The organism is Senimuribacter intestinalis (assembly GCF_943192965.1).
Taxonomy (GTDB): Bacteria; Bacillota; Clostridia; order Peptostreptococcales; family Anaerovoracaceae; genus Senimuribacter; species Senimuribacter intestinalis.
Genome location: NZ_CALPCF010000018.1, coordinates 39612 through 52163, shown reverse-complemented (window position 1 = coordinate 52163; position 12552 = coordinate 39612). Strand labels below are relative to the sequence as shown.

Annotated in this window: 12 protein-coding genes; 2 read left to right on the top strand and 10 right to left on the bottom strand. The window is 43.4% G+C overall.

Going from position 1 to position 12552, the window contains the following annotated elements; genetic code table 11:
* Positions 1-59 precede the first annotated feature (59 nt).
* Genes NFR88_RS13295 through NFR88_RS13285 form a run of 4 tightly spaced genes read right to left on the bottom strand, consistent with a single transcriptional unit; the run spans position 60 to position 1732 of the window.
* Positions 60-461, bottom strand: coding sequence for a plasmid mobilization protein (locus NFR88_RS13295; protein ID WP_251616653.1), 402 nt, complete (start codon positions 459-461; stop codon positions 60-62).
* Entirely contained in the window at positions 458-1363 is a 906-nt protein-coding gene (locus NFR88_RS13290) for a tyrosine-type recombinase/integrase (RefSeq protein ID WP_465250589.1), read from the bottom strand. The genes NFR88_RS13295 and NFR88_RS13290 overlap by 4 nt, the downstream gene beginning before the upstream one ends.
* 42 nt (positions 1364-1405) lie before the next feature.
* Positions 1406-1522: an Arm DNA-binding domain-containing protein gene (locus NFR88_RS15245; protein WP_330588250.1), complete on the bottom strand. Its 117-nt coding sequence runs from the start codon at positions 1520-1522 to the stop codon at positions 1406-1408.
* Between the two features lie 15 nt (positions 1523-1537).
* Complete coding sequence (locus tag NFR88_RS13285; protein ID WP_251616650.1) at positions 1538-1732, bottom strand: helix-turn-helix domain-containing protein; 195 nt, start codon at positions 1730-1732, stop codon at positions 1538-1540.
* Between the two features lie 179 nt (positions 1733-1911).
* Here NFR88_RS13285 and NFR88_RS13280 point away from each other — a divergent pair, with 179 nt between their 5' ends.
* Together NFR88_RS13280 and NFR88_RS13275 are read left to right on the top strand one after the other, a co-directional pair.
* Positions 1912-2457: a helix-turn-helix domain-containing protein gene (locus tag NFR88_RS13280; RefSeq protein ID WP_161907798.1), complete on the top strand. Its 546-nt coding sequence runs from the start codon at positions 1912-1914 to the stop codon at positions 2455-2457.
* A 112-nt stretch (positions 2458-2569) separates the two neighbouring features.
* Positions 2570-3037 (top strand): hypothetical protein, encoded by a 468-nt coding sequence (locus tag NFR88_RS13275; RefSeq protein ID WP_016281900.1) that lies wholly within the window; start codon positions 2570-2572, stop codon positions 3035-3037.
* 313 nt (positions 3038-3350) lie between these two features.
* On the opposite strand, the gene NFR88_RS13270 is transcribed toward NFR88_RS13275, so the two are convergent.
* The 6 genes from NFR88_RS13270 to NFR88_RS13245 all read right to left on the bottom strand — a co-directional run bounded on the left by NFR88_RS13270 (position 3351) and on the right by NFR88_RS13245 (position 12072).
* A complete protein-coding gene (locus tag NFR88_RS13270) occupies positions 3351-4145 on the bottom strand; it encodes a DUF4393 domain-containing protein (RefSeq protein ID WP_251616647.1) in 795 nt (264 codons plus the stop codon).
* A gap of 136 nt (positions 4146-4281) precedes the next feature.
* Positions 4282-5823, bottom strand: coding sequence for a glutamine-hydrolyzing GMP synthase (gene guaA, locus NFR88_RS13265; protein WP_251616644.1), 1542 nt, complete (start codon positions 5821-5823; stop codon positions 4282-4284).
* Positions 5824-5834: 11 nt separating this feature from the next.
* Positions 5835-7343: an IMP dehydrogenase gene (locus NFR88_RS13260; protein WP_160203099.1), complete on the bottom strand. Its 1509-nt coding sequence runs from the start codon at positions 7341-7343 to the stop codon at positions 5835-5837.
* A gap of 183 nt (positions 7344-7526) precedes the next feature.
* Positions 7527-10844, bottom strand: coding sequence for a DEAD/DEAH box helicase (locus tag NFR88_RS13255; RefSeq protein ID WP_251616642.1), 3318 nt, complete (start codon positions 10842-10844; stop codon positions 7527-7529).
* Between the two features lie 22 nt (positions 10845-10866).
* Complete coding sequence (locus NFR88_RS13250; protein ID WP_251616640.1) at positions 10867-11409, bottom strand: DUF4352 domain-containing protein; 543 nt, start codon at positions 11407-11409, stop codon at positions 10867-10869.
* A 9-nt stretch (positions 11410-11418) separates the two neighbouring features.
* Entirely contained in the window at positions 11419-12072 is a 654-nt protein-coding gene (locus tag NFR88_RS13245; protein ID WP_251616638.1) for an HAD family hydrolase, read from the bottom strand.
* Between the last annotated feature and the right edge of the window lie 480 nt (positions 12073-12552).

Genomic DNA, 12552 nt, shown 5'->3' with positions numbered 1-12552 from the left:
ATCAAAGGAAAAAAAGAGAAGTTAATATCGCGAACAATACTAACTTCTCTTTAAATCCCTTAACTTAATGCCATTGAGTTGCCGCTGTCGGGGCTTTTTTCTTCTCCGTTGGCGTTTCCCTGCCACAGATATTTTGCTCCGTCCAACACCCACAGGATAGCTTTCAGCATATCAAGACAGTCATTCCGCATATCTTCCAATTCCTCCGGCGTTAAATCAATCTCTGTCTTTTCAAACGCTTCCGTCACTTCCCGGATATTTGTCTGCATTATCTTTAGTTCCTCTACCAACTGATAAACCAATTCTTTTTTACCAACCACGCACACCCGGTTATAAATGCAGGAACGGACAAAATAATCTTTCTTAGAAAGTCCGCTTGCTAAAATCTTCGCTTCGATTTCTTCCCTCTCTCTGGGGGAAATGCGAAAGCTGATTGTTGGGTATTTATGCACTCCACTCATTCTTCTTCCTCCCTGCTGTTCTCAATCTCCAATTTATCCGCAAGTTCCCCCTGCTTGTTGGGATATAAATGTGAATAAGTATTTAATGTTGTTTCGATTTTCTCATGCCCCAACCGTTCCGCAATCGCTAATGGTGTAAAACCCATTTCCACGAGTAACGAAGCGTGGGAATGACGAATATCGTGCAAGCGTATTCTTTTCACTCCCGAAGCCTTGATACCTCTGATAATCTCATGCTCCATATAGGATTTTGTAAAACGGAACATACTTTCGTCTGCCATAATTCCGTATAAGTGCGAAGTATACTCTTTTAATTCCTCTGTCAGAAACGGCGGTATCGTTATGACACGCTTGCTCTTTGGCGTTTTGGGCGGTGTGATAATATCCCTGCCCTCTATCCGCTGATAGGACTTGTTTACGGAAATAGTACGCTTCTCTAAGTCAATATCATTGTAGGTAAGGGCAAGTAATTCTCCAATCCTCATGCCTGTCCAGTAAAGGAGCAAAAATGCCATTTTTGTTTCCGGCTTGTTCTCCACAGTCACAAGAAACTGCTTAAACTCCTGCTTCGTCCAAAACTCCTTTTCCCCGGCGTGGCTCTTTCCGATACTCCCGGCTTTCCTGCAAGGGTTGTCTTTCAAGTCATAGTACCGAACCGCATAATTGAAGATTGCCGACAACTGATTATTGACCGTTTTCAGATACGTTTCCGAATATCCTTTTTTCATCAGTGCATTTTGCCACGCCCGAATATCGGAAGCCTTAATCTCATTCATGTTCTTTTTCTTGAAATACGGAATAATTTTCAAGTCAATAATGAATTTCTTTGTACGCATGGTGTTTTCACGCAGACGGTGTTCCATATCCTCATAATAGATTTGTACGAAGTTTTCAAAATTGATGTCTAAATTCCTCTGCTGCTGTTGCAGGAAGTCACGCTCCCACTATTCCGCTTCCGCTTTTGTCTTAAATCCCCTCTTGTTCTTCTTGTGGCTTACGCCCTGCCAGTCCTTATAATAGAACTGGCAACGCCACATCTTTCCGTCCCTTGTCGCTGACATAAAATCTCTCCTTTCCTACATGGCTACGGTCAGACCGTAGAATTTTTCTTCAAAGTATTTTGTCGGGACTTTGCCGCAGATTGTCCGATAGCCCTTTGCTTTCAGTTCCTCATTCAGCCCCCGGATAATCTTATAGGCATAACCCGTTGATACACCAAGCATTTCAGCCGCTTCCTCTACCGTTACATACATTTTCTTTCCATTCTCCATATAGTCCTGTCCTTTCCTTTTTTATTTTAGGTACACATATGTGACCTTTATGTTTTTATTATACGGTACACTTTTGTGAACGTCAAGTATTTATTTTAAATTTTTATACACAAATGTGTCCTAGTATGATAGAATTAGACTAAGCACTAACGAAAATCACATAAATTGGAGGTATTGTCATGACTACCGGGGAAAAGATTAAACACTTTCGGAATTTGCGCGGCATATCACAGGAAACGCTTGGACAGCTTTCCGGCATTAATTCCGCCACAATTAAAAAGTATGAGTATGGCATCCGCAATCCCAAGCCCGACCAACTGCTGAAAATTGCAAATGCTTTGGGTATCAGTATCAATGTTTTCATGGATTTTGATATAGAAACAGTGTCAGATGTATTGTCTTTGATTTTGAAAATGGACGAACAATTAGATATGAACTTTGAAGCTGAGAGGTACGAGGACGGAAGTTTTAATCCCGCTACAATCAAAATATCTTTCAAGAACTCCCTGCTCAATCATAAGTTGGGCGTATACATGAAAGCAAGAGAATTGCAGGAGAACCTTTTGAATGATACGGAACGCTTCTCGTCAGAAGAAGAACACCAACGGGCGATTGAAGCACTCTCAAAGGATTTGGACGCTGTTAAGCAGAGTATTCTTGATGACAGTAAGATTGTTAAAAAAGGTGTTAGAGGTATATCTGTAAAAATTTATCCCGAAAATTAGCCATTCTCACTATACCGAAAAATATTTGCCACACTTTAGAGAGCCTTAGTGACATTTGAACTTTCTTGTGGTATAGTAGATTTCCACTTTTAAGAAAAGGAGTTGATGATATATGCCACAGATGAATAAAGGCGGTAAATTTATTTTCGGAAAATCGCTGATACGAGATGACTTGACAATCCATCTCCCAACACAGGCTCTTACAGAGTACAACGCCACAGCAGAGAGAAAAGTCTATCTTTTTACTGGAAGCAAGGTCACTGGCGGCTTTTGTGTGACAAGAAAAGGATTGTTAGAACCATCAAAGTTAGGACACATTCTTACTGATAATCCGGCTTTACTGAATTATCAGACCGCAGAGGGCGAATTTGTCAAATACAAAGGGCGGTCATACTGTTGGGTAAATATTTCAGAGAATGGTGTAATTCAGCTTAATCAGCAGATATTAGACTTTCTTAATCTGAAGATTGGAATGGAGCTATTGTCTATCCGAAGCAGTGATATAGCTTTTACAATGGGTGCAACCGGTCCTCTGTTGGAAAGAGCCGACAACTATGAGGGCGAAATTCCTCTGTATTAAAAATCAGGTATCATGATACCCGCCCGAAATCCAGTATTCATCATACAATAGAAAGTCCGCTTCGCAAACTTTCTATTGTCATGAATAATTAGAGCCATTTTAGAGCCAACAGGCATAAAGCAATCCCGGAAACGCCCATTTTATCAGCATTTCCGGGATTTTATCCGTTATTCGAACTCGGCGTGTTCTTTGTTGTTCCTAACTATTTTTGCTTAATTTTCACACAAATACACACCTATTTTTACTTCAATTACATCAATTATTCTGGCTTGCTGATTTTCTGTTGCCAAAATGTTGCCGCGTAATTTTTTACCTAGATATTTTTATTTAGACATGTTCTGGCGAATTGCTCTCCATGATTTGTAATAATAACTGCATGTCGTCCTACTTTAATATCAAACTTTTCTCCAAATGATTTAAATAGTGTTTCTCGCGATTTGACATAAGGATGCTCCTTTATGCTTTCATAATCTGCTCCTTGAATACCGCCCTCTGTTATCTTAATTAATGCAAGTCGATCCAAATTATCTAATGACGATGAAATCAAAAAAGGATCTGATAAATCGCATAATTCAGCAACAAAGTAATTGGGCATTCCTTTGCTATAAACCTTTGTAGAATTCGTTATGGCAAATTTTATGTCAACACATTTCATCTGTCTTAAATCTAAAATTTTACTTAATACTTTTGCATCTAAAGTACTCATTTGTTTAATTGCTTCTACAAATGCTGGATGCACCTCTATATCCGTTCTATTATCCATTGAAGATGCCAATAAATTCTCGAACATTTCTCGAAGTTCTTCCTCATCATACGCATATCTTAATGCTTCAAGGGTTGGTCCTGCCACCCTCGTAGGAGGAACTTGTAAATTTTCCTCTGGAATATCCTTTATTTTTTCTTTCAAGTCATCTTCAAATGCTTCTAATTTATATCGAAATGTTATATTAGCTTTTTTTACAGGATATAAAACAACATTATTAAAAAAGCCCACAACTGTTGATAGTGTTCCATCTGTTTGCCTTACAGTTTCTGGAATATTTTTCTGTGCCGCCTCAGATACAGAGGTAACAACATCAGGAAAAATAGATACTTTATCTTCACTCATTACAATATCCTCTTCATCATTTTTGTATAAGTCAGTTACTAATGGCAACATTTTTATAAACACAATAACACACTCAATACACAACAAGTACTCCTATAGACTACCTGCCATATAATGTAAATAATGCACCCTCGTACTATTCGAACTCTATCGTCCCTGGCGGTTTTCCCGTACAGTCATAGAACACTCTGTTCACGTGATCCACTTCGTTGATAATCCTCGTAGTCACTTTTTCGATGACTTCCCAAGGCAGTTTTGCTGCCTCAGCGGTCATGAAGTCGCTGGTGGTAACAGCGCGAAGCGCCACCGCATAATCATATGTACGGAAGTCGCCCATGACACCGACGGAACGCATATTGGTCAGGGCCGCAAAATACTGGTTGATTTCCTTATCAAGACCAGCAGCAGCAATCTCTTCTCTGTAAATCGCATCAGCGTCCTGCACCAACTTTACCTTTTCGGCAGTTACATCACCGACAATACGAATACCAAGTCCCGGTCCCGGAAACGGCTGACGGAAGACCAGATACTCCGGAATGCCTAATTCCAGACCTGCACGGCGAACTTCATCCTTAAACAGCATACGAAGAGGCTCGATGATTTCCTTGAAATCCACATAATCAGGCAGCCCTCCCACGTTATGATGGCTCTTGATTACCGCAGAATCGCCTAATCCCGATTCAATGATATCCGGATAAATGGTGCCCTGCACCAGGAAATCCACAGCACCGATTTTCTGCGCCTCTTCTTCAAAGACACGGATAAATTCTTCACCGATGATTTTTCTCTTTTCCTCCGGCTCGGTCACTCCTGCCAGCTTATCGTAAAAACGCTGCTGCGCATTGACTCTGATAAAATTCAGGTCATACGGACCTTCAGGACCAAATACAGCTTCTACTTCATCCCCTTCGTTTTTACGCAGAAGACCGTGATCCACAAAGACGCAGGTCAGTTGCTTTCCGATGGCCTTGGACATCATAACCGCCGCAACGGAAGAATCCACACCACCGGACAGAGCGCACAGCGCTTTTCCATTTCCCACTTTGGCACGGATTTCTGCGATAGTGTTTTCGACGAAAGCGTCCATCTTCCAGTCCCCTTTGCAGCCACACGGACCGTAAACGAAAGCAGACAACACCTCAGTTCCCTGTACCGAGTGGGTTACTTCCGGGTGGAACTGTACCGCATAGATTTTCGCCTCTGCGTTTTCCATCGCAGCCACCGGGCACACCGGCGTGCTTGCAGTCACCGCAAAACCTGCCGGCGCTTTAGCAATATAATCGGTATGACTCATCCACATGATAGTAGAGTCGTCTACATCACGGAGAATCCCGTCCTTATTTTCAATCGTAATTTCTGTCTTCCCATACTCGCTGACCGGCGCAGTTTCCACCTTGCCGTCGAGAGCCCAGGCAACCAGCTGTGCGCCATAGCAAATGCCCAAAATCGGAATACCTGCGCTGAAAAGCGCTTTGTCATAATGAGGAGACTCCATGTCGTATACACTGTTAGGACCTCCTGTCAAAATAATCCCTTTGGGATTTTTCGCCTTTAGCTCGTCCAAAGGCATTGTATAAGGGTGCACTTCGCAGTAAACCCCTGCTTCACGGACCCTACGGGCAATCAGCTGATTGTACTGCCCGCCAAAGTCCAAAACAATAATCAGTTCTTTATTCATTTTGACAGCCTCTATCTAATCGCATTCTGAGAACTGTCACGCAGAATCACATCATGTGCGCCGCCCTCTACGATAGAAGTCGCAGATACCAGCGTCAGCTTCGCATTTTTCTGCAGATCTGGAATGGTCAGAACACCACAGTTGCACATGGTGGATTTTACTTTATTCAGAGACAGCGTCACGTTATCATGAAGCGGTCCTGCATAAGGCACGTAAGAGTCTACACCCTCTTCAAACTTCATTCTAGGATCGCCGCCCAGGTCGTATCTCTGCCAATTGCGGGCACGGTTGGAGCCTTCGCCCCAGTACTCCTTTACATAGTTGCCGTTGATATTCAGCTTGTTGGTCGGTGATTCGTCAAATCTGGCAAAGTATCTGCCCAGCATGATAAAGTCAGAACCCATAGCCAGCGCTAAAGTCATATGGTAATCATACACGATACCGCCGTCGGAGCAAATCGGCACGTATACACCGGTTTTCTCAAAGTATTCATCTCTTGCAGCAGCAACTTCGATTACTGCAGAAGCCTGTCCGCGGCCGATACCTTTCTGTTCTCTTGTGATACAAATGGAGCCGCCGCCAATACCGATTTTTACAAAGTCTGCACCAGCGTCTGCCAGGAAATTAAAACCATCGCGGTCAACAACGTTGCCAGCGCCGATTTTCACAGTGTCGCCGTATTTTTCTCTGACCCATTTGATGGTGTCGAGCTGCCACTCGGAGTAGCCTTCAGAAGAGTCGATACAAAGCACGTCCACTCCTGCATCGACCAGAGCCGGAATCCTTTCCTCGTAGTCACGGGTATTTACGCCGGCGCCCACTACATATCTTTTGTGAGCATCCAAAAGCTCATTCGGATTGGATTTGTGGTTGTCGTAATCCTTTCTGAATACGAAATGAGTCAGTCTCTGCTTATCGTCGATGACCGGCACTGCGTTCAGCTTGTTATCCCAAAGAATATCGTTAGCTTCGCTTAAAGTGCATCCGTCCTTGGCGTAAATCAGCTTCTCAAACGGTGTCATAAATTCGCTGATCTTGGTGTCGGTGGACATTCTGCTGACACGGTAGTCTCTGCTGGTTACCAGACCGACAATTTTTCCCTCTGCTGTACCGTCCTCGGTAATCGCAATGGTGGAATGACCAGTTCTTGCTTTCAGTTCCAGTACATCCTCCAAAGTCTGATCCGGTCTCAGGTTGGTATCGCTCTTTACAAAACCCGCCTTATAGGATTTTACTTTGCGAACCATCTCCGCCTGGCTAGCAATAGACTGAGAACCAAATATAAAAGAAATTCCACCTTCCTTAGCAAGTGCAACTGCCATCTTATCATCGGAAACGGCCTGCATGACTGCGGAAACCAGTGGAATATTTGCGGTAATTGAAGGTTCTTCACCTTTCTTAAATTTAACAATCGGGGTCTTCAAGCTAACATTTTCTACTCTGCATTCCTTGGAAGAATAGCCAGGTACCAAAAGGTACTCGTTGAAAGTTCTTGAAGGTTCATTGAAATAGTGTGCCATGTATGTTACTCCTCTCCTAAAATAATAAAATATGTTAAACAAATTACTTATAAATTAAACGGCGGAAAAGGTCTCCTGCCGTAAAGTGTTGCCAATAATTTTATACTATTTGGCGACCTTTTTCAAGGGCAAATTTGAACCTTTTCAGCCTTTTTTGATAAATATTTTTTTCACAAGGTTTTCTTAGTTGAGGAGATCCAGCAATTCTTCTCTGGTGAGCATCGTCCCACTCATATCGCCGCCTGAAAGAAGCTGTTCCGAAAGCTGTCTCTTTTTCTCCTGCATCTCCAAAATTTTTTCCTCTATGGTGTCCTTTGCAATGAGCTTATACACATTCACAACACGCTTCTGACCAATTCTGTGTGCCCGGTCGGTTGCCTGATCCTGCACCGCCAGATTCCACCACGGGTCAAAATGAATGACTACATCTGCGCCGGTCAGGTTTAACCCCGTTCCTCCTGCTTTCAGCGAAATTAGAAACACCTGGGTATAATCCTGATTAAAAGCATTTACCATCCGGGTTCTTTCCTCTTTTTTCGTTGCTCCAGTCAGCATATAATAGGAATGCCCCGACGCGGTCAGTTTTTGCATAAGCTGCGGGAACAGCGACGTAAATTGAGAAAACAATAAAACTTTATGTCCACCGGATACAGCATTTTCAATCAGTTCCATAGCAAGTTCCATCTTAGATGCACCGCCTTTATATCCTTCCAGAAAAAGTCCCGGATCACAGCAAATTTGGCGCAGTCTCGTCAGCTCTGCCAACACCTTTATCTTTGATGTGTTAAAGTCTTCGTCGCTTTGCTGCGTCAGCATAAGCTGCAGTTTCTTTACTTCCGCATCATAGAGTTCCTGCTGCTCACCTGTCAATCTGGTAAACGTATTCTTTTCAATTTTATCCGGCAAATCCCGAAGCACATCCGCCTTGAGCCTGCGAAGAACAAATGGTTGAACCATTTTCCTAAGCCGCTGCATCACAGCCTCATCACTGCTCTGCACAATTGGAATTTCCAATTCCTTGCGGAATCTCTCATATCCAAACAAAAATCCCGGCATCAGATAGTCAAAGATGCTCCATAGCTCGCTGAGGCGATTTTCGATTGGAGTGCCCGTCAGCGCCAGACGAAAAGACGCTCGAATCAATTTCACTGCCTTTGCGCTCTGCGTCCCGTGATTTTTTATGTACTGTGCCTCATCAATCACCTGACAGCCAAAGATCTTCTGTTCATACGCTGTGATATCCCTTCGCAAAAGTTCATAGGAAGTGATACAAACATCTCCATTTTCAATAGCAGCAATTTCCCTCTTTCTCTCGGCCGCATTTCCTGCGATGACTCGAACAGGAAGCGCCGGCGCAAATCGCTGCAGTTCACTTTCCCAGTTGTAAACAAGAGATGCAGGGCAAATAATCAGGTGAGGTCTTTGCCCCCGACCTTTATCCTCCCATTCAGACTGGAGATAGGTTATCACCTGCAGTGTTTTTCCAAGACCCATATCATCTGCTAGAATGCCGCCAAATCCATAACTGGACAAAGTTTTCATCCATAAAAAACCTCTTTTCTGGTATTCGCGCAGAACCGCACAAATTCCGGAAGGCAGTTCATAATCATTATCCTCTGTCGTACGCATATTACGAATCAACGCACGAAATTCCCTGTCTCTCTCAGCGGGAAGTGAAGATTTTTCTTTTAATGCCTGATCGAGGTACATCGCCCTGTATTTAGGGAGCAAAACTTTGTCTCCCAAAAGTTCCCTTGCCGACAAATGCAAACTTTCTTTCAATTCCGCCAGCATATCAATGCCCTCGTCATCGATATTGATAAAATCTCCATTTTTCAGGCGATGATATTTTTTCTTTTTATCGTAGCGACTCAAAATGTCCACAAGGTCTTCCCTTGACATATCCCCGCAAAGCAGCGATAAATCCAGCAGACTTCCAGATACAGACACTTGTACAGATACCTTTGGCGTCGGATGCACATTGATTTTTTTCAAAGCATCAGATATATAAACATCGCCCATCTCCCGCAGCTTATCAAGACCTTCTGTAAGAAGCGCAAAAATCAGTTCCTCGTCTCTCTCCACCGCAAGGCAATCCTTTTTTTCTGCTGCAGATTCAAAATATGGACGAATCAGCCTGAGCACCTCTGCCTCTTTTGCTAAATCTCTTCGGGTTAAATCTACAGATGGATCCAAAAGGTTATATTTTTCCATTCCATAAACACCTTTTGCCTGACAGGTAATCACATCTTTTATTGGTGCATCTAAATAAAATTCAAAGGCTGCCTCCTCGGCAGCATAATCGTTTGGCTCAAAGTTCTCGTACTGCACTTCCATCCAATCTTTTATCTTCGGCAGAAGCTGGCTGCAAAACGCAGGTAAATCCTCCTTCTTTACATAAACAGTCTTTCCCGACGCTGCAAAACTGCGAATCAGTTCCATCAGTTCTGCATTTTCCCTGTCCCTGTGCAAATAAATTACACCCTTCTTAAAGAAGATCAGATATTGACTGCTTTCGTAAACAGTTGGGCAATTTAAGTGCATTTCAACGCCGTTTTCCTGTCCCTCAATGGTTAAAGACAGGTCAGGTTTTCCCTGACAAACTTCCCAGTTTCTTGCACTGGCAGCAGGGATAAAAGCTTCAATGCTCCGCCCCAGCGTCGCTTCCAGAAGTTTCTCCAAAGAACTGCTTGTAAGTGCCATGTATCGCATTGCCGGTGCTGTATCATAATAGAAACTATAATAGCCCTTTGATTTCAGATAGCTTTTCTTATTTTCCCGCACCCAGTCCATTAGAAACACAACATAAGCCCGTGACTCCTCTTCAAAAGCCTCCAGTGTATGAATAAACGAGAGCTTTTTTCCGTAAGCATACTCTTCCTGCCTGTGCATACGCTCCACAAACTGAAAGATATCTCTTAAAACATATAGATGTTCACTTCCCACTTTAAATGAAACCTGCATATCTGCATTCTCAGACATTTCAAGGTAGGGCTGCAGCCGAATCTGCCCCTGTAGCTGCGGCTGCAGCGCAGGTGCCGTCCTTCTTGCAATCTCTTTTTCTATTAAAGCTTTGAATGTTGCCGTCGTATCTCTTTCCTTCGCTTGCCGACAGGCAGCATCCAGCCTGTTTTTAGATACCATTCCGGGATATTGCGGCTTCACAGCAGCTGCCTTATATCTTCCCTCCTGTTCCTGCTGATATTCCATATATTCAAGAAGCGCCGCCACACAGTGCTTGCAAATCCCACGATAGCTTTGAAAGGCCGGACAGTCACAATAAGTCGACTCAACTTCATCCCCTGCAGTATCATAAGTAATCTCAACGGTATAGGTGTTGCGTCCGCTTCCCTTAACCTTTGCAATGACATTTTCAAAATCCGAATCTATCATATCTGTCTCAACATGGTATTGCAAAACCTTGCTCTTCTGGTACAGCTCTATGCCCCTCCCGTAGGTTGAATTCCCCGCCATACCTTTAATATCACTGCGTCTTAGCATTTACACTTCCCTCTTGTAATTTCTACACAAACAAATCAAACCAGTTAGTATTTCCCATCTCCTCATCCCCGAAAAATTCGATGTAATCGACAATCAGTTCCTCTACTGACTCGTCCACCTCAAAGATCAGTTCTCCGGTTCTGTTTTCCCCGGCAGCCAGCATTTCCTGATCCGGGTACATGCTGTCATCAAAGCTGTCCATAGTATCTGTCAAACCGCTGTCCATATCCGGCGCTACATAGGCGACAAAATCATAATTGCCGATTTCATATTCCTCATCAGTTGTATTGGTCACAGAAATATCTACGATAACAAATTTCTTGCCATCTTTTGCTGTCTTTCCATAGATTTCCTTTTCGGTTCGAACATCTTTCACAGTCCATTCAAAGAAACTGTTGGACAAAGTGTCCCCTATCAGCCCTGTCGTCAGACTCCCAACATAAAGTTCTGCCTCTTTTGCCTGCTCCAAAAGCGGTCCGTAGTTTTTTTCTTCTCCGCCGCATGCGGTCAATGCCAGCACCAGCGCCAAACATAAACTTATGACAATATACTTGCTCTTCTTCATTTCATTTCCTCACAAAATTTTCTTTAATTCTTCCAGCGCCTCCGTCAAAGAGGGCTTCAGCATCCATACTTTTTCTAAAATTTCTTCTGCAGGCTGCACCAAATCTGGAACCATAACCGTCCTAAGCCCCGCCTTGCTTGCAGATAAAATGCCTGCAGCTGCATCCTCAAAGGCTATCGCCTCTGCCGGCGCTACCCCTATAGTTGCACAGGCTTTGAGATAAATTTCCGGATCCGGCTTGCTGCGTCCCACCATATTACCCGAAATCAGTCCATCAAAATACGATTCAATCCCAGCTCTCTGCAAATTGCCGCGTGCATAGCCCTCCGATGAAGAAGTAGCAAGCCCCACAGCTATTCCTTTTTCCTTTGCAAACTTTAGAACCTCCCGAGCGCCCTCTTTCATGGACATGCCTTCGAGGTCTACAATCTGTACAAAGTGCCGCGCCGCCCTTTCCTGAAACGCTTCAGCAGGAAAGTCATCTCCGTAAATTTCTTTAAAATATACCGCCCGCCGCGCTCTGTTAAAACCCAGCGTGTTGTAAATCTGCTCCCCGATGCCTTCATAGCCCAGTTCACTGCCTGCCGCATTCCAGCTGCGCTGCACAATCCGCTCTGAGTCAAAGAGAAGCCCGTCCATATCAAAGACAAAACCTTTTATCATCAGTTCTCCTTACTATGTGTTATTCTGTTATATTTTATCAATTCCATTCCCTTGACATATCTGACTGTGGTATGGTATATTGTTATTAACAAGGATATGCCGTTTGTGGTAGAGCGGCTTAGTCCAAAAGCATTGTCTTAAACCGTCAAACAATCACGTTTGGCGGTTTTCTCTACTTGCGGCCTTTATACAAGGTCGCAAGGGCAATGAGTACTAACGTATACTGAAGCAAATCAGATATTGTTATGTAGTTCATCGCATCACCCCCTCTTTTGGAGAGTGACCAAACCGCCCAACGGCATTTCTATCCCTGGTATGTGAAGCTGTCTCCAGCTTACTACCTGTTTCTCATCTGTCATTTCATTATAACAAACGTGCGTTCTTTCGTCAATATAAGACTTCTTCCCCTTTGTCCGCAATGTTTCCTTATTTTTATCAATTCCTATTCTACAATAAACATACAAAAATGAAAAAAGTGAT